Origin of the sequence: Paenibacillus nuruki, from assembly GCF_001721045.1 — a bacterium.
Classification (GTDB): domain Bacteria; phylum Bacillota; class Bacilli; order Paenibacillales; family Paenibacillaceae; genus Saccharibacillus; species Saccharibacillus nuruki.
Genome location: NZ_MDER01000036.1, coordinates 23770 through 41367, shown reverse-complemented (window position 1 = coordinate 41367; position 17598 = coordinate 23770). Strand labels below are relative to the sequence as shown.

Genomic DNA, 17598 nt, shown 5'->3' with positions numbered 1-17598 from the left:
ATTATAGAGACTGTTTGATCGATAAAGAAGACTTTTTCAATTGTGATTCTGCTTGTTGAATAGCGGTATGCATAGCTTCATAAGGATGATCGATCATATGACCGTGTCCTACAGCAAGTAGACTGGGTTGTAAAGCTAGCAGTCGCTTAGCGCTTTGTAAAGAAAGCTCTTTGCTCCATGTAGCTAATGCAGGGAACGGGAAGAACAATCGTACAGAACCAGCGACAGCAACACCGCCTCTTGTCTGAAAAGAATCTCCAGCGATAAGCGACCGATCTCTAGTATCAAGCAGCGCTATAGAGCCAGGTGTGTGACCGGGAGTAGCAATCACTTGCAAAGAGCCGATCAGATCACCTTCATGAAGCAAAACAGAAGGACGAGTTTGTAGTTTTTTGGGAACACTGCCTTTAATTTTGGTCTGCGGTTCATGCGAGTCTAACGTCATATCACCGATCATCAAGCGTGCATCTCGCTCCGAAACGTACACAGGAACATCTGGATAACGTTGATGTAATGTATCTAACGATCCTACATGATCATCATGAATATGGGTCAAAATAATAGCACCTAATGGCTTCCCAATCTGAGCAATCGCTTGTTGAATTCCTTTGTAACTATTAGGTAATCCTGCATCAATTAACGTCAGACTGGACTCTTCTTCGACTATATAACAATTTACCGGAAAAACACCGGGTAAAAAAATAAGTTGATATAATTTATTTTTACTAACTATTTTCATATTAATCACCTCTTAATTACACTATAAACTAATAGTATTAGTTTAATCAATAACTATATTCATTATTTTAAATAAATATATATCTTCTTTAGCTTAAAAGTTGTTTTTTTCTACTCATGAGTACACGATAATTTAGACATAACCATAAAAAAATACACCATTCTAAAGATAGATTGGTGTACACAAAGGTACCGAATCTCAATAGAAATGGTGTATGTATAGATTTATGATTGTTATTGCGAAGTATGCAAACCTTGTAAAAAGGTATCAATAATCAGTTCAAAGCTTTGATTCACATCTACCTTCAGACCAAATCCACCTGTTCTTTCTAAAGAACTAAATCCATGAAGAACACTACGTAGTCCACGTATCGCATGAATAAGAGCATCGTCATTTAGATCAAACCCTGCGAGCACTTGAGTAAATAACTCTAATACTTGATTCTTCATTGTATCCAATTCTTTATCATCCGTATCAGAAATATAAAGCGTCGCTTCATATAGTCCGGGATGAGCACGGGTAAATTCAAGATAAGCACGCGACATCTCACGAATCGCTTTATCTTCCGATCTGCCTACAGTAGCGTACATCAGTACATTTTTGAGCTGATCCAATCCAGTTAATGCCATTTCACGACGTAATCCCGGTAGTCCATTCACATGATTATAAAGAGAAGGCGAACGAATACCTAGCTTTTTAGCTAGTATGGTTAGTGTCACTTCATGTAGCCCGTGTTCATCTGCTAAGACTGTGGCTGCTTTTACAATAGATTGGAGATTAAGACCGGCACGAGGTGGCAATGTATAAACCTCCTTCAATTATAACTATACCTATTCGTCATTAATGAATAGGATTCGTTTATCAGCTATGCATATTCATCAATTCTTCGTTATTGTAATTTATAATCATAGAATTAGCAAAATAGAACATTAATCTACTCATCTTATCTACTAGAGATCAGCGATGTTATTTGCGCATAAAAATAAATTTCTGTCCAACTACTCCGATCACAAATAACAGTAAACTCACCCACGGTACAATCGTAATCACAGGCATCACTTGACGTAAAAAGATACCTACACCAAAAATCAAAATCAAAATTACTAAGTACGTCAAAATAGCGCGAGCATTGATTTGCATACCCGGTTTGGTAGTGTCACTTTTTTCAACAGGTTGATCGGTAAATCGAGTTAGCATTTCGACTAAAGCAATCGAACCGACAGCGACAATAATCAGTGTGGCTACATTAATCTGCCCGACAATTCCTGAATCGCTAATACTGATTCGAAATAGACCCATGAGTGCTTGAATAAGAAAAACCCATGTGAGCGCTATCCAAGGAATCATCAAGTAATACATCGGCTTGCTCAATTGACGCTTTTCGGGTAAATTACGAATTAACATATTGCCATATTCCATCGAATCTTTAGCAAATAACTGTTTGGCGGTTTTTCCTTTTTTCTGTGCATCTAATAAATGATGACCCATTTCTAAAAGTAATTCTTCACCAGCTTCACGATCAATACGTGCATCCCGTACATGGACAATCACATCATCATAGTAATCTAAATTTTCGGGTTTTAACTGATCTCGTACAACATTAATATCCTTAACCATCTGGCGTATTGTGCTCATTATTTATTCCTCCATTCTCATTGTTCGAATCTATTATTTTGCCATACTTTCCTTGCGTTGACAATGATCTAGCGTTAATGATAATATGATTTCAAGATTAAAGCTCATTAAACTTATCGGAATTGTTTATTTAAAAGGAGGAATCATCATGGAACGCAATATCGTCATTCGACATCACGACTTGGATCTGACAGCTAGTATTCATTATCCAGAACAGGAACCGCAATTAGCCGGACGGGGCAAAAGCCGTACACCGCTGATTGTGATCTGCCATGGTTTTGTAGGCAGCCGCATTGGAGTGGATCGCCTATTTGTTAGTACAGCCCGTGAATTGGCGGCTGACGGTTATATGGTGGTTCGTTTTGATTATGCAGGTTGCGGTGAAAGCAGCGGCGAATATGGCAATGAAGGCTTAGAATCAATGGTTGCTCAGACTCGTACTGTACTTGATTATGCGATGACTTGCAGTGATATTGATCCGACACGGGTCACTTTAATTGGTCATAGCTTGGGCGGAGCTGTAGCGATTCTGACATCGGTACGCGATCAACGTGTCAAAAGTCTGGTGCTCTGGTCAGCAGTAGGGCATCCATTTAACGATATCGTCAAATTAACAGGACGTGACAAATACGATCAAGCAGTGATCGAAGGCAAAGCCGACCATCTAGGGTATTCATTTACGCCAATATACTTTGATTCACTTGGCAATTATCAACCGTTTCAAGAAGCCAAGCAGTTTAATGGCGATGTGCTCGTTATTCATGGAACAGGCGACGATGTGATCCCTGTCGATTATGCCTTTCTATATCAGAAAGTATTCTGGACACGTTCAGAAGGACGCTGTGATAAAGAGATCATTTTTCAAGCAGATCATACGTATTCTAACGGTACACACCGACGTGAATTGCTGGACAAAACCCGTCAATGGCTTACAGGACGTGAAGTGGCTCAGACCGATTGGCAACACTGGATGATATAAGCGTTTGGCAATATAAACACTTATATCGTAAGATATTTTGCTATCGCAAAAATCATGTTCGATTGGACTAGAAGAAGTAGCACTTATACTGCCAAGCGCTTGTATAGTAAGATATTAACCAATTTCTCACTCTTTACCAGATCATTCACCAGTGGTATGGTAAGAAAGAACAATTGAATAGTTACTGATTTCACTAGGGGAGCCTGTTGGCTGAGACGAAAATGGATTTTCGGACCCTTGGAACCTGATCTGGATTATACTAGCGGAGGGAAGTGGAGGCTGAATTTTCACTCAAGTTATATCTACCTGAATGAATGTTTGACCCATTTGTCTCTTTAGAGATGGATGGGTCTTTATTGCGTTCAGCCCTTATAGGATAAAGCCTAACCTTTTCTACATATAATCCAAATAGAATAGGGTAATCGCAAAATATCTATTTATTACAGGAGGCTAATCAAATGAGCTTTTTAGCAAAAGTACAAGCACAAAATCCACTTGTTCATAATATTACGAATATGGTCGTGACTAATTTTACAGCCAATGGATTGCTGGCTTTGGGCGCTTCTCCTTTTATGGCATATGCCCATGAAGAAGTAACAGATGTGGCTGCAATGGCAAGTGCTGTGGTGCTCAATATCGGTACGCTTGATCCTTATACAGTTGAAGCTATTCTCCAAGCAGGACGCTCAGCTAATCAAGCAGGTGTACCTGTTGTATTTGATCCGGTAGGAGCAGGAGCGACACCTTATCGTACCGAGTCGGCAATACAGATTACTGAGCATGTCCAGATTGATGTGTTACGTGGCAATGTGGCTGAAGTCGCTAATGTCATCGGCGAACAATGGCATATCAAAGGCGTGGATGCAGGAGCAGGCGAAGGAAATATGGTCGAGATTGCTAAACAAGCGGCTCGCCAATTGAAATGTATCGTAGCGATCACAGGCGAAAAAGATGTGGTCACTGATGGCAATACCACCTATACCATTGCAAATAGTCACAGCATCTTAACACGGGTCACAGGCGGAGGTTGTCTGCTCAGTGCTGTTGTGGGTGCATTTATCGCAGTGGCTGATCCTATAGAGTCACAAGAACGCTTAAACGCTGTAGTTGAAGCACTAGCGTTTTACGGCATCGCAGCAGAGATTGCTTACCAACAGACCGCAGGACAAGGTACAGGTAGCTTTCAGATCGAATTTATCAATCAACTCTCTCTAGTCACACCCGATATCGTATCCACCCATTCAAAAATCGCAAAAGTCTAGCGCTTGGCAAGATAAGCGCGACATCTTCTAATTAAATAAAATGTGATTTTTGTGTAACAAAATATCTTACGATTAGCGCTTGGCAAGATAAGCGCGACATCTTCTAATCCAATCTATCCAAAGGAGTGAAAAAAATGAACGTATATCAAGCCTTAACGATTGCTGGTTCAGATAGTGGAGGAGGTGCAGGGATTCAAGCCGATCTCAAAACATTTCAAGAACTCGGAGTCTATGGTATGTCTGTTCTTACCGCTGTTACGGCTCAAAATACAAAAGGGGTACAAGGAGTCTATCCGGTAGAAATTGAAGGTATTATTCAGCAATTGGATTCAATCGGTACAGATCTACAACCGCATGCTGTCAAAACAGGGATGTTATTTAGCGCTGAGATTATTCGTCATGTCGCTCAAAAAGTAAAACAGTACCAGTGGCAACATCTAGTGATTGATCCAGTGATGGTAGCCAAAGGCGGATCTGTGCTTTTGCAACAAGAAGCATTACAAGCGCTCGTCTCAGATCTGATCCCGTTAGCAGAGATCATCACTCCGAATTTACCAGAAGCAGAGCTACTCACAGGGATATCGATCACCAACATGCAACAGCGTGAACAAGCCGCCACACAGTTAATTGATATGGGTGCAACGTATGTAGTGATTAAAGGTGGACATGATGCATCGACTTCAACCGTTGTGGATTTGTTGTATGATGGACAACATTTTGAATATTTTGAAAGCAAGCGTATCGATACAATGCATACGCATGGGACAGGCTGTACTTTTTCAGCGGCATTAACGGCAACATTAGCTCAAGGTAAATCGATCCATGAAGCTGTAGATACCGCCAAGCAATTTATTCAAGCCGCGATTGAAGATGGACTGGGAATTGGTTCCGATCATGGGCCTACTAATCATTTTGCGTATCAACAAAGGAGCCGGGTCTATAATGTCTAAGCCAGATCAACACCAATTGCGCCAGTATTTACGCCTTTATCTAGTGATGGGTAGTGTCAATTGTACACAACCACCAGAAGAAGTATTAACATCTGCCATCACAGGAGGGATTACTCTTTTTCAATTTCGTGAAAAAGGAGTCGGGGCACTCACAGGGCAAGCGTACTACCAACTGGCTGAATCTCTTCAACAGATCTGTAGAGAGCATAAGATTCCGTTTATAGTGAATGATGATATTGAATTAGCGATTGCACTGGACGCCGATGGGATTCATGTAGGGCAAGAAGATATACCTGCCGATCAGATTCGTGCACGTCTTGGGCAAAATAAGATGATTGGCGTATCTGCTCATTCGGTTGCTGAAGCCAGACAAGCTATTCAAGATGGAGCTGATTACTTAGGCATAGGACCGATCTATCCAACCACTTCCAAAGCTGATGCCGAAGCCGTACAAGGAACACGTACGATTACAGCTCTTAAGAACCATCAGATACATATTCCATTAGTGGGTATTGGCGGTATTCATGCAGATAATGCAGAGCCGATCTTAACCGCAGGAGCCGATGGAATAGCAGTGATATCTGCCATTGCAGGACAAAACAATGTCGAGCAAGCTACGGAGCGATTGAATACACTCACCAAGCACTTTATTGCCAATCAAAAGCAGTAATAGACGGCTTGAAGTTGATTCGAATAGAAATTAATCAAAATAAAATACAAAAAAGTCATTCTGTATACCGTAGCTTAAAGTACGGTGTAGCGAATGACTTTTCAAGTGGATTTCTATTTTTTTATCTATTGTACAGTAGGTTCTTTCTGTTCTCCTTGTGATGATCTATATGTTACTGCGAATAACATCGATCATTCTATAGAAGCCAATTGATTCGGTTATTTATATCGTTAAGCGATTTTATGCTGATTAGGCAAGGTATCTTGTTGTTTGTTACGACGGTTGAAGAAGCGAGTGCGTAAGTAAGGAACGATCCAGCGATCTAGACCAATTTTACCAGCATTTGCACCAGCAACGATAATGAAGATTTCAGCAAGTAACAAGTAAGGGTTAGTGCTTACAGTGCCCGAGAACAAGAATGCGAAGTTCATTACCATTCCCATTAGTGCTGCAAGTGTAGTACATGCACCTAAGATTAATCCAAGTCCGACAAGGAATTCACCGATAGGAACAAGAACATTGAATAGTGCTACATTTGGTAAAGCGAAATGTTGTAAAAATGCGCCCCAGCCTGCTTGTACACTTGGATGTTCTCCGCCTGTATTGGCGATAGCACCTGTTAAGAATCCAGTAGCATCGAATCCGCCACCACTTAATTTTTCCCATCCACCAGCGATCCATTTAAAACCGATATATACCCGTAGTATAGTTAATAACCACATTGCCACACTGTTTTCTCTTAGCCATCTGTTCATGATTGCCACTCCCCTGAATAATGTTTTATTTTTGTAAGTCTGTGCTAACTTGTTGAGTTGGTGATGATCATCTCTTCCATGTCTTTATTTTAAATCACAACTAAATTTTAAAATGTGATAAAAATCACAATCTTAGATAAATTTTTAATATTTTATTATTGAACTGTTAAAATATGGTATATATAAATGAAGTAGATGTTTGGATGATGCTATTAGTTAATTACCTCATATGTATTCTATATAGAAGAAGCTTATGTTTTAATAAGAAGTAGACCGTGTTTTACATCTTCTGATTATACATAACTAGCCGATTTTTAATTCATTTGAAGTTCATATGTGTGTTCTATAGTAGGAATGTATCCTACTATGCAGATGACAACGATCTGCTACATTGCATAATGATGCTAATCACTGAGGGGGATACTATTGTAATGAATCAATCTGGATTATGGAAAGTAAGCAAATGGACGATTCCACTTGTACTCACTGCTAGTCTGATCGGTTGCGGGTCTGCTGAAGTGGCTACACCTGCACCACAGCAACAACCTGAACCTGCCAAAGTAACTGAACCGATCGCACCAGAAAAGCCAGCAGAAGTGGCCTATACCGCTCCACTTACCGGATTACCTGTAAAGCAACCTTCTCTAGCTAGACCGATTGCGGTCATGATTAACAATGCACCTGCGGCACGTCCACAATCAGGATTAGCCCAAGCAGATATGGTCTATGAAGTGCTAGCCGAAGGAGGAATCACTCGCCTGATTGCTGTATATCAGAGTTATCATGGGGATGTGACGATCGGCCCTGTGCGGAGTATTCGTCCGTATTTAATCGGCATCGGGGAAAGTGTAGGCGCATTGCTTGTTCATGCCGGAGGTAGCCCGGAAGCGTACAGTATATTGCAACAAGGAAAGAAAGAGCATTTAGATGAGATCACCAATGCAAGTGCTCCATTCTGGCGAGATTCCAGCCGTAAAGCGCCTCATAATTTATATACGAATGAAGAGAAATTACGTAAAGGTGCACTCCAAAAAAATTACAAACAAGAGATCACGATTCCAACCTATCCTTTTCTACCTTCTACAACTGCTAAATCTTCAACAAGTACAACAACCGATTCACTAAATACAGAACATTCTTCACTTCCAACCGATACTAATTCACTCAAAGTAGATACCGTTTCTGCCGATAATAAAGATAGTATTAGTGCTAATGATTCAAGCTCAACATCCTCTGCCACAACAGCAACCAAAGCGTCATTGATTGAACTTCAATTTTTGCTAGAAAGTTATAAAGTCGCGTATAAATATAATTCCACCACCGGACTTTACACACGTAGTATGAATAATGAACCGCATATTGATCTGAATAGTGGAAAGCCTTTAACTGCTTCGAATGTTATGGTGTTGGGCGGAGATTACAAAGTATTAGACGATATTGGCAGATTAAGCTTAAATCTTAATGCCGGTGGAGAAGCGATGTTATTTCAACAAGGTCAGCAGATCAAAGGTCAATGGAGCAAGAAAAGTGGAGATGTGATTCGCTTTAGCAGTAATGGTCAAGAAGTGCCTCTTGTACCCGGTGTAACGTATTACAATATTGTTCCTAACAGCCCATCATTCGAAAATCATTTGACAATAGATGGTAAAAAGTTGAACGAAAATGGATGAAAAAGGTAAAAAATGCTGTAATGATCGAATTAAAGTCGATTTTTGTATGATTTTTGTATGATAAATGTAAACAGAATCTTTACAAACCTATGTACAGATTGATAAGATAACAAAGGTTGTTATGAAATCATTTTGTTTTCATAATTCTAATTTACGACATTTTTCGGCAAAATTTCGAAAAGGGGTTATAGAAATGCGTGTTAAGAAAAAGGATATCTTTTTTCAAACGCTGGAGAACATGGCAGATGCAATTGTGCAAGCTGCAGATTACTTTGCGGAACAAGTACCTAACTTGAAGGATATTCCAGAGTTTACGAAGCAAATGAAGATTTACGAGAATCAATGTGATGATTACACGCACACCATTATTACCGAACTGAACAAAACATTTATCACACCCATTGAGCGTGATGATATTATGGATTTGACGACAACGATGGATGATGTATTAGACGGTCTAGAAGCATGTGCTTCTCGTTTTGATATGTATCATATGACTGAGCCAGATAATTATATTGTTCAATTTGCTGAAATTTTGCGTGAATCTGCTTATGAAATTCAAAAAGCTATTCATTTGTTGTCTCATAAAAAGCTGTTGGCTATTCGTGAACATACGATTCGTCTGAACGATCTGGAAAACCAGGGTGATGATGTATTACGTAACTGTATCAAAGATTTGTTTGCCACAGTGAAAGACCCGATTGAACTAATTAAGAAAAAAGAAATATATGAGCGTTTGGAAACAACGACTGATGCTTGCGAAGATGTAGCGAATAGACTCGAATCTATTATTATGCGCAATTCCTAAGATTGCTTACAAGATAAGCATATGATCCATTTTGCTGAGTATAGATGGATGTAATATGCAGAGATGCAATAATCTGTAACAGATAACTAAGGAGGTAGGGTTGCGCAGATTCTCTTGATTGGAGTGCAAGAGATCCATCTGGGCGATGAATGATATGGTAGAAACCTCAATATGGATACTGGCTATCGTCGTGTTTTTGGCTTTGGCGTTCGATTTTATCAATGGATTCCATGATACAGCAAATGCTATTGCTACATCGGTTTCTACTCGAGCGTTACCGCCACGTACAGCGATTCTGATGGCGGCAGTAATGAACTTTCTGGGAGCGATCACGTTCACAGGCGTAGCCAAAACGATCGGCGGTAGTGTTGCTGATCCGGCGACTTTGGATAACGGTATAGAAATCGTTATTGCAACACTAATAGCTGCAATTATCTGGAACTTAGCAACATGGTGGTTCGGTATTCCTTCTTCTTCTTCACATGCTTTGATCGGTGCCCTAGCAGGAGCTGTATTTGTTGGAGCAGGTTCAAGTTCTGTGAACTGGAGTGGGTTTATCAAAATTGTTGAAGGATTAATCTTGTCACCGTTGATTGCTTTTGCAATCGGTTATATCGTCATGACGATTCTGAAATGGATTTTTGCTAAACGTAGCCCGCATAGCGTCAATAAAGGGTTCCGCACAATGCAAATTTTGACAGCAGCGATTCAATCATTTACACATGGTACGAATGATGCGCAAAAAGCGATGGGTATTATTACATTTGCTCTAGTCGCAGCTGGTGTTCAGGATAATCTAGATGTACCGCTTTGGGTTAAAATCTCAGCAGCAACAGCGATGGCACTGGGAACATCTGTGGGTGGTTGGAAAATCATCAAAACAATGGGAACCAAAATTTTCAAAATCGAGCCTATTAACGGTTTTGCAGCTGATATCTCAGCAGCATCGGTTATTTTTACAGCAACACTGACTCACTTGCCTGTAAGTACAACGCATGCGATTACATCAGCTATTCTAGGTGTAGGTTCTGCCAAGCGCTTCCGTGAAGTGAAATGGGGACTTGCTGGACGGATCGTGATTGCATGGATCGTTACGATTCCGATTGCAGCGATCTTATCTGGACTTATTTTCAAAGTACTATTCGATTTGTTCTAAAATAAAATCGGATCATTATAGATCACTACCGCCGTTTCTTGCGAACGGCGGTTTTTTGTGCGATTCTAAGTGGAACAGAGATGCTTATGAAAATAACGACAGACGCTAATCCGTCTATATTTGATATAAAGGAAGTGAACTCGCTTCATGATTCGCATTCTTGGCGTGACGCAAGAACATGAGATTATTCAGGATATTCAATTAGAAGAGATAGAGTCGGGTAACTACTTATGGTATTGGGTCGATTTCAATCAGCCAACCGCTGAAGAATCCAAGAAGTTAAGTACCTTTTTTCATTTTCATCCATTAGCGGTAGAAGATTGTCTACATGTGCTTCAACGCCCGAAGATCGATTATTATGGTGAGGTGCAGTTTCTAGTTCTTCATGCCATGCACCCAGAGACGTTATTGGTCGAAGAAGTCGATTTATTTGTCAGCGATAAATTTTTGGTTTCCTTTCATCATGGGGAACTGCGAGAGATTGAGACGGCATGGCAACGTATTATTAGCTATGGTCAACAGGGAACACGTCCCACTTGGGCAAATGGGCCAATAGCCGCCGCTTATATCATTACTGACAAAATTGTAGATGAATATTTCCCTTGTGTGTACGAGATTGAAGATGAATTGAATGAACTTGAAAATACAGGACCAGATGAACCGGTGGATGATCTGTTAGCGCAAGTATTTGTACTGCGTTCTCGTCTACTGAAACTACGGAGAACAATTATTCCAATGCGTGACTTGATGTACCGGGTTATTAACTCACAACATATTCAGAAGGTCGATCAGCATCATTCATACTTTGGCGATATCTATGATCATTTACTGAAGTTGTCGGATATGATTGAGTCGAATCGTGAAATGACTTCAGATCTGCGGGATAGTTATATTTCGCTTAATTCCAATCGAATGAATACGATTATGAAAACATTGACGGTGATCACGACTATTTTTATGCCGCTGACGCTGATCGCAGGTATCTACGGCATGAACTTTGAAAATATGCCAGAACTGAAATGGAAGTATGGCTATTTTGGCGTGCTATTGCTGATGTTTGCTTTGGGAGCAGGGATGATGACTGCTTTTACAAGACGTGGATGGTTTAAATAATTGTTCTGCTCAAACAAAATCTGGTACTCTGTAATGCTGTACATCGTTAATGCTTGAAAAAATACCCAGTAATATATACAATGTAGGTACAGTAACCGTAGTAGGGGATGATCACATCGTGCAACTTAAAAAACTTGATGATAAAAGTGTTGATCAATTATTCGAAGCGATTTTGACACTAAAAAATTTAGAAGAATGTTACGTCTTTTTTGACGATCTATGCACTGTGAATGAGATTCAGTCTTTATCACAGCGTCTTGAAGTGGCTCGTATGTTAGGCAAAGGTTCAACCTATAACCAGATTGAAGCAGAAACGGGTGCAAGTACAGCTACCATTTCCCGTGTGAAACGTTGCCTGAATTATGGTAATGATGGTTATAAAATGACATTGGAACGTCTAGGGAGGTAATCTCTATGAAGCCCGGTGTATTAATAATTAGTCATGGCTCGCCGGAACCATCTTGGATGGAGCAGATCGATGAAGCAGTATCTCATATCCATCTGCCAAGCGATCTACCTGTCAATGCAGTCTTCCTGGACAATGTTCCGGGAAGATTTATTCAGGATGGAATCAATGAACTGGAAGCGCAAGGAGTTACAGATCTATTAGTCGTTCCGCTATTTGTGTCCTCTGGTAGTACACATATGGACGAGATCGCTTATGCTTTGGGTGTCAAAGAAACGCCTGATCGCGAGACCGATCTGGAACCTTTTACGATTCAAGCGAAAGTTCACTTTGGTTATCCAGCCGATGATGATGAAGATATCGCTCGTATGGTCTGGGATCAAGTGAAAGATTTATCGGTTGCCCCTGAGAATGAAGTGGTGTTGGTTGTGGGTCACGGCAGTATTCATGACGGATTCAGACAACGCTGGGAGAAAGGGATTTCTTCTCTAGCTCAGCGAGTAGGACAGGTGAGTGAAGTGGCACATACCGATTATGCACTGCTCAATCCAGATAGTCTGCGTGCCAAAACAGAAGAATGGACAGCACGCGGGTACAAAGTGCTGATTGCTCCTCTGTTTCTAAGTAAAGGGATATTCCTGAATCAAGTGATTCCCGGGCGTGTAGAAGGGTTAAGCTATGAATATGCAGGTACAGCATTATTGCCACATCCACTGTTATCTCATTGGATGGAGCGTCAGATTCAGTCACTGTTGAACCAACTGATGACAACATAATTCATATTAGGTGGCATGATGGAATGAAAAAAGCGAGACTGATATATAATCCTTCTTCAGGTCGGGAGGAAATGAAGCGCCGATTGCCGGATATTTTGGATCGGTTAGACAAAGGTGGAATCGAAGCGAGTTGTCATGCGACAACAGGTGAAGGCGATGCAACCCTGTCTGCTTCCAAAGCGATCGAAGATGGATATGATCTGATTATTGCTGCTGGTGGCGATGGCACGATTTACGAAGTGATTAATGGCATGGCAGAATATGATAACCCACCACCATTGGGCGTATTTCCACTGGGAACAACCAACGATCTGTCGCGTGCATTAGGCGTGCCCAAGAATTGGGAAGACTATTGTGATCTGGTGATTCGTCAAAATGCGAGACCGATTGATGTGGGTCGCTTTAATGATCGGTATTTTATCAATATAGCAGGTGGAGGATCACTCACTGAGCTGACATACGAAGTACCCAGTCGACTCAAAACGATGATCGGACAGATGGCGTATTATATGAAAGGCATCGAGAAAGTCGTCAACTTAACGCCTACCGAGCTTAAGATTACAGCGAATGGTCAAGAACCACTGCATGAGGAGTTTATGATTTTCCTTGTTGCGAATACCAATTCAGTAGGTGGTTTTGAAAAGCTAGCGCCTGGCGCACGAATAGACGATGGGCTGTTAGATTTTATCGGTGTCAAAAAGTGTAATATCGCTGAATTTATCCGCCTGATTTCTATTGCAGCTCGCGGTGAACATCTCAACGATCCGAAGATTATTTATTTCCAGACCGATCGCTTAGAGATTGAAGCGCCTAGCAATAATGTACAAATTAATTTAGACGGTGAACTCGGTGGATCATTACCGGGGATTTTTGAGATTTTGCCACAGAAATTGCAAGTGTTCTCGGATCTCAAGTAGATCAATAGTGATAGGTTGTAAGATATACAGTTGAAAAAGTTACTCTAAAGATGTTGTTCTAAAAGTTGTTGTATTATTCCATATTTTCATTAGCGTGCAGTATGCCTGATGTCAGTAAGGGATGGTTATACCACATTTAGAACAATGTCTTTTTGATATGTGTAATAATATATGGAAAAGATAACGATAGTTATTGTAAGTATAGGTATTTTTCTATACAATCTTTAGAGGAATTGTTCTTCGGAATGTCCATTCATAGTGGACAATGTGTTTGTGAAGTGAGATGTTAGATAAACTTGAGCAATTAATGAAATGCAGTCATGTGTATAAAGAAATGGAGCCAAATGAGATGAGTAAAGACCGCAGAGGCGGCAGAAAATATAGCAATAATCGGCAACAATCGAGTCAAGCGACAGCCCTTGCGCTGGCGAACTTACCCGTTGCTAAAAATGACGAGTTGGAATTAGAAATTATAGGTATGAATCACGATGGAGAAGGCGTAGGTCGAGCAGAAGGATATACACTGTTTGTTCAAGGCGCTTTACCCGGTGAGAAGATTCAAGCCAAAGTACTCAAAACGAAAAAACAATACGGTTATGCCAAAATGACTGCTATCCTAGAATCCAGTCCAGATCGCGTAGAAGCCCCTTGCCCGATCTACAATCAATGTGGTGGCTGTCAGGTACAACATATGAGTTATGACGCTCAATTGGAATGGAAACGTCAGCATGTGATAGATAATTTACAACGGATCGGTAAGCTGAATGTAGGAGTAGATCAACAAGCAACAACAGGTATTAAGGTACTCCCAACATTAGGTATGGCTGAGCCTTGGCGTTATCGGAACAAAGCACAGGTTCCAATCAGTGAAATCAATGGTCAATTGGTTGCGGGCTTCTACGCGCGTGGCAGTCACCGTATTATTGATATGGATACTTGTCTCATTCAAGATACACGCAACGATGAACTGATCGCTAAAGTAAAACAGATAGGCAAAGAGCTAGGTGTATCTGCATACAATGAAGAATCAGGTACAGGTCTACTGCGTCATGTGGTCGTCAAAGTCGGCTTCCGTACCGGTGAGATGATGGTCGTCCTCGTCACCAATGGAGAACGTCTACCACGCCCGAGCGAATGGATCGACCGTATCCGTCTCGAAATGCCACAAGTGGTCAGTATTTGCCAGAATGTAAATACCAAGACGACGAATGTCATCTTCGGCGATACCACCAAAGTACTATGGGGACGCGAAGTGATCCACGATTATATCGGTGATGTGAAGTTTGCCATATCGGCTCGTTCTTTTTATCAGGTGAATCCGGTGCAGACGGATGTGTTATATAGTAAGACCGTGGAATATGCTGGACTGACTGGTAAAGAAACAGTCATTGATGCGTACTGCGGCATAGGCACGATTTCACTCTTTTTGGCGCAACATGCGAAGCAAGTGTATGGCGTGGAGATTGTGAAAGAAGCGATCGAAGATGCACGTTCTAATGCGGTATTGAATGGCATGACGAATGTAGAATTTGAAGTGGGTGCATCGGAAGATGTCATTCCACGTTGGAAAGAGAATGGGATTACACCGGACGTGATCGTTGTCGATCCACCGAGAAAAGGATGCGATCCGAGATTGTTGGAGACGATTCTAGCGATGCAACCGGAGCGTGTGGTGTATGTGTCCTGTAATCCAGCGACACTGGCGAGAGACTTGCGTGTGTTGGAAGATGGTGGGTATGTGACGGTGGAAGTTCAGCCAGTGGATATGTTTCCGCATACGGTGCATGTGGAGGATGTGGCATTGTTGGTATGGCAAGGGTTGGAGTAAGCGAATAGGTGAGTTGGGGACAAAATGGGGACGCGAGCTTGCTCGCGTCCTCATTTTGTCTCATTTTTTTGAATGAGGGGTTTCGTTCGATTAATGAATTATTTAAAAGAGATCTCTCGATGAGGATTATATCAGTACATACTTCTATTCTAATCGATGTTCCTTACTACATAACTTAGGTGATATAAATAAATGAATTAATACATTAACTATAATATTCCTGCTGATTCTTTTCGTCTTACTTGAATATTAAAGAACACGAATAAGATTTTTTGTTATTTGTTTACACTGTACACAAAATCGGTTAAGCTCGTTTATAGAATAAACAAGGAGAAAATTTTATGATTGATTTGGTCGGCATAGCAGAAATCGCAAAAATGTTTGACGTAAGTTCAGCCGCTGTTACAAATTGGAGAAAACGATCAGATAATTTCCCTAAGCCTGTTGCAATATTGAAGTCTGGTCCAGTTTTTCAAGCTGAACAAATAGAAAAATGGTATGGGAGGAAAAATAAGATGGCAGCAATAATTGTTTCTTCAATTAATCTTAAAGGTGGTGTAGCTAAAACCACTACAACAGTCGGGTTAGCTCAAACGCTCTCTGGAGCCTTTAATAAACGTGTGCTAGTCATTGACTTAGATCCGCAAACAAATGCCACTACAATGCTTATAGGAGAAGAAAAATGGTTTTCTCTTAATCAAGCTGGGCACACTATTTCTACATTGTTTGAAGATGCGATAGATGATTGTAACAATTTTGATCTCTCAAAAACTCTCCAAAAATCTGTAGGTAACATCAGCGAAGTAAAGTCAGTAGATTTGCTACCTTCTAGTTTGAATTTAATTAACTTGCAAGATCGCTTGATAACAATGCCTGCTGGCAAATATCAAACACGCAATCCGGTTAATATTCTGCGTCGTGGTATTAAAGAAATAACTAACGATTATGATTATGTATTGATTGACTGCCCACCTAATCTTGGATACATTACTCTGAATGGTCTTCGTATCTCTGACGGATATATTATTCCGACAATACCAGATGTTCTGTCAACATACGGTATTCCACAAATTGTCACTCGAATAGCGGAGTTTTCAGATGAAATTGAAGATAATATTCTTCCAATTGGAATAGTCGCTACAAAAGTACGAGGTCAAGCTAGTATTCATACAAGGACTTTAAATAAAATGCGTAAAGATGCGGGTAAGTTGATGGGAGAGTCAAAGTTACGTTATCCTTTAGTATTTAACACCATCTTTTCAGAGAGTGCTCGAGTGGCAGAAGCAGCAGAATACGAGGAGTATAAAACACTTAGACAGAAATGGGGCTACCAAGGTCAATATGACTCTTTAGCAGAGTTTGCAGGAGAATTCATACAAATTACTAAGGAAGTGTAGCATATGAACAGAAAGGATGTTCTTGCGCTTTGGAAAAAAGCCAGTGCTTGTATAGCAGATGAGATCACTAATAATGAAGAGTTTGCAAAGAAGATAGGTTCAATATTCGAAGCAAGTTCAGTTGCAGCTGTCTCCTCCAATAATGAAACTTCTAATAGCAGTGCAAGAAAAGGTAAACGAAGAAAGCCGGCTAAAGTTAATCCATTTTTTTTGCTTGAGCAAGGTGTGGAGTCTTTAAAGGAAGGGCTTGAAGATTTGGATACTGAAGAATTGAAAGATATAATTTCGGAGAATGGTATGGATTCGGCAAGACTAGCCATGAAGTGGAAAGATCCAAACAGGCTCATTAATCATATTATTGAGGCTACCCAGCGAAGGTCTTCACGAGGAGAAGCCTTTTGGAATACTGGTTCAGAGAAGTCTAATCATTCCAAATAAATACAATAGTTAAAGCGAAGCATACTATGCTAGATCCATAGTATGCTTCGCTTGTTTGTTATATTATAGGTCTGTCTTTTTTTAGAGTGCCAGAATTGA

At 40.6% G+C, this 17598-nt stretch carries 18 protein-coding genes and 1 riboswitch; of the genes, 14 read left to right on the top strand and 4 right to left on the bottom strand.

All coding sequences use genetic code 11. The features are described 5' to 3' along the window. Nucleotide 1 precedes the first annotated feature (1 nt). From PTI45_RS10345 to PTI45_RS10335, 3 genes are all read right to left on the bottom strand, one after another. Nucleotides 2-739, bottom strand: a complete 738-nt coding sequence (locus PTI45_RS10345; protein ID WP_069327498.1) for an MBL fold metallo-hydrolase — start codon at nt 737-739, stop codon at nt 2-4. Nucleotides 740-972: 233 nt separating this feature from the next. Next, on the bottom strand, nt 973-1539 hold the full coding sequence (locus PTI45_RS10340; RefSeq protein ID WP_069327497.1) for a TetR/AcrR family transcriptional regulator: 567 nt from the start codon (nt 1537-1539) through the stop codon (nt 973-975). A gap of 166 nt (nt 1540-1705) precedes the next feature. Beyond that, a complete protein-coding gene (locus tag PTI45_RS10335; RefSeq protein WP_069327496.1) occupies nt 1706-2374 on the bottom strand; it encodes a DUF1129 family protein in 669 nt (222 codons plus the stop codon). A 148-nt stretch (nt 2375-2522) separates the two neighbouring features. Between PTI45_RS10335 and PTI45_RS10330 the strand changes: the two genes are divergently transcribed. The 4 genes from PTI45_RS10330 (at nt 2523) to thiE (ending at nt 6235) form a co-directional block, all read left to right on the top strand. After that, nucleotides 2523-3353: an alpha/beta hydrolase gene (locus tag PTI45_RS10330; RefSeq protein WP_069327495.1), complete on the top strand. Its 831-nt coding sequence runs from the start codon at nt 2523-2525 to the stop codon at nt 3351-3353. A gap of 185 nt (nt 3354-3538) precedes the next feature. Then, nucleotides 3539-3641, top strand: a riboswitch (TPP riboswitch). Between the two features lie 170 nt (nt 3642-3811). Further along, a complete protein-coding gene (thiM, locus tag PTI45_RS10325) occupies nt 3812-4615 on the top strand; it encodes a hydroxyethylthiazole kinase (protein ID WP_069327494.1) in 804 nt (267 codons plus the stop codon). A gap of 134 nt (nt 4616-4749) precedes the next feature. Further along, entirely contained in the window at nt 4750-5565 is an 816-nt protein-coding gene (gene thiD / locus PTI45_RS10320) for a bifunctional hydroxymethylpyrimidine kinase/phosphomethylpyrimidine kinase (RefSeq protein ID WP_069327493.1), read from the top strand. Then, nucleotides 5558-6235 (top strand): thiamine phosphate synthase, encoded by a 678-nt coding sequence (gene thiE / locus PTI45_RS10315; protein WP_069327492.1) that lies wholly within the window; start codon nt 5558-5560, stop codon nt 6233-6235. Before thiD ends, thiE begins: the two co-directional genes overlap by 8 nt. Nucleotides 6236-6465: 230 nt before the next feature. On the opposite strand, the gene PTI45_RS10310 is transcribed toward thiE, so the two are convergent. After that, on the bottom strand, nt 6466-6993 hold the full coding sequence (locus PTI45_RS10310; protein ID WP_069327542.1) for a DoxX family protein: 528 nt from the start codon (nt 6991-6993) through the stop codon (nt 6466-6468). Nucleotides 6994-7421: 428 nt separating this feature from the next. On the opposite strand from PTI45_RS10310, the gene PTI45_RS10305 reads away from it, so the two are divergent. From PTI45_RS10305 to PTI45_RS10260, 10 genes are all read left to right on the top strand, one after another. Next, the gene (locus tag PTI45_RS10305) at nt 7422-8660 is read left to right on the top strand and encodes a DUF3048 domain-containing protein (protein WP_069327491.1); all 1239 of its coding nucleotides are present in this window, start codon (nt 7422-7424) and stop codon (nt 8658-8660) included. A 193-nt stretch (nt 8661-8853) separates the two neighbouring features. Beyond that, nucleotides 8854-9468: a DUF47 domain-containing protein gene (locus tag PTI45_RS10300; protein WP_069327490.1), complete on the top strand. Its 615-nt coding sequence runs from the start codon at nt 8854-8856 to the stop codon at nt 9466-9468. Nucleotides 9469-9622: 154 nt separating this feature from the next. Further along, entirely contained in the window at nt 9623-10624 is a 1002-nt protein-coding gene (locus PTI45_RS10295; RefSeq protein ID WP_069327541.1) for an inorganic phosphate transporter, read from the top strand. Between the two features lie 147 nt (nt 10625-10771). Continuing rightward, the gene (corA, locus tag PTI45_RS10290) at nt 10772-11737 is read left to right on the top strand and encodes a magnesium/cobalt transporter CorA (RefSeq protein WP_069327489.1); all 966 of its coding nucleotides are present in this window, start codon (nt 10772-10774) and stop codon (nt 11735-11737) included. A 118-nt stretch (nt 11738-11855) separates the two neighbouring features. Continuing rightward, nucleotides 11856-12146, top strand: coding sequence for a YerC/YecD family TrpR-related protein (locus PTI45_RS10285; RefSeq protein WP_069327488.1), 291 nt, complete (start codon nt 11856-11858; stop codon nt 12144-12146). A gap of 5 nt (nt 12147-12151) precedes the next feature. Further along, on the top strand, nt 12152-12919 hold the full coding sequence (locus PTI45_RS10280; RefSeq protein ID WP_069327487.1) for a sirohydrochlorin chelatase: 768 nt from the start codon (nt 12152-12154) through the stop codon (nt 12917-12919). A gap of 23 nt (nt 12920-12942) precedes the next feature. Then, nucleotides 12943-13836, top strand: a complete 894-nt coding sequence (locus PTI45_RS10275; RefSeq protein WP_069327486.1) for a diacylglycerol kinase — start codon at nt 12943-12945, stop codon at nt 13834-13836. A 283-nt stretch (nt 13837-14119) separates the two neighbouring features. After that, entirely contained in the window at nt 14120-15664 is a 1545-nt protein-coding gene (gene rlmD / locus PTI45_RS10270) for a 23S rRNA (uracil(1939)-C(5))-methyltransferase RlmD (protein ID WP_425415576.1), read from the top strand. 341 nt (nt 15665-16005) lie between these two features. Beyond that, nucleotides 16006-17061 (top strand): AAA family ATPase, encoded by a 1056-nt coding sequence (locus PTI45_RS10265; protein ID WP_083243459.1) that lies wholly within the window; start codon nt 16006-16008, stop codon nt 17059-17061. 3 nt (nt 17062-17064) lie between these two features. Further along, nucleotides 17065-17499 (top strand): hypothetical protein, encoded by a 435-nt coding sequence (locus PTI45_RS10260; RefSeq protein WP_069327484.1) that lies wholly within the window; start codon nt 17065-17067, stop codon nt 17497-17499. Nucleotides 17500-17598: the final 99 nt, after the last annotated feature.

Bases quoted from the DNA above. Each gene is read 5' to 3' on its own strand.
- PTI45_RS10345 (WP_069327498.1), bottom strand. From the start codon at position 739: ATGAAAATAGTTAGTAAAAATAAATTATATCAACTTATTTTTTTACCC.
- PTI45_RS10335 (WP_069327496.1), bottom strand. From the start codon at position 2,374: ATGAGCACAATACGCCAGATGGTTAAGGATATTAATGTTGTACGAGAT.
- PTI45_RS10330 (WP_069327495.1), top strand. From the start codon at position 2,523: ATGGAACGCAATATCGTCATTCGACATCACGACTTGGATCTGACAGCT.
- thiM (WP_069327494.1), top strand. From the start codon at position 3,812: ATGAGCTTTTTAGCAAAAGTACAAGCACAAAATCCACTTGTTCATAAT.
- thiD (WP_069327493.1), top strand. From the start codon at position 4,750: ATGAACGTATATCAAGCCTTAACGATTGCTGGTTCAGATAGTGGAGGA.
- thiE (WP_069327492.1), top strand. From the start codon at position 5,558: ATGTCTAAGCCAGATCAACACCAATTGCGCCAGTATTTACGCCTTTAT.
- PTI45_RS10305 (WP_069327491.1), top strand. From the start codon at position 7,422: ATGAATCAATCTGGATTATGGAAAGTAAGCAAATGGACGATTCCACTT.
- PTI45_RS10300 (WP_069327490.1), top strand. From the start codon at position 8,854: ATGCGTGTTAAGAAAAAGGATATCTTTTTTCAAACGCTGGAGAACATG.
- PTI45_RS10295 (WP_069327541.1), top strand. From the start codon at position 9,623: ATGGTAGAAACCTCAATATGGATACTGGCTATCGTCGTGTTTTTGGCT.
- corA (WP_069327489.1), top strand. From the start codon at position 10,772: ATGATTCGCATTCTTGGCGTGACGCAAGAACATGAGATTATTCAGGAT.
- PTI45_RS10280 (WP_069327487.1), top strand. From the start codon at position 12,152: ATGAAGCCCGGTGTATTAATAATTAGTCATGGCTCGCCGGAACCATCT.
- PTI45_RS10275 (WP_069327486.1), top strand. From the start codon at position 12,943: ATGAAAAAAGCGAGACTGATATATAATCCTTCTTCAGGTCGGGAGGAA.
- rlmD (WP_425415576.1), top strand. From the start codon at position 14,120: ATGTTAGATAAACTTGAGCAATTAATGAAATGCAGTCATGTGTATAAA.
- PTI45_RS10265 (WP_083243459.1), top strand. From the start codon at position 16,006: ATGATTGATTTGGTCGGCATAGCAGAAATCGCAAAAATGTTTGACGTA.
- PTI45_RS10260 (WP_069327484.1), top strand. From the start codon at position 17,065: ATGAACAGAAAGGATGTTCTTGCGCTTTGGAAAAAAGCCAGTGCTTGT.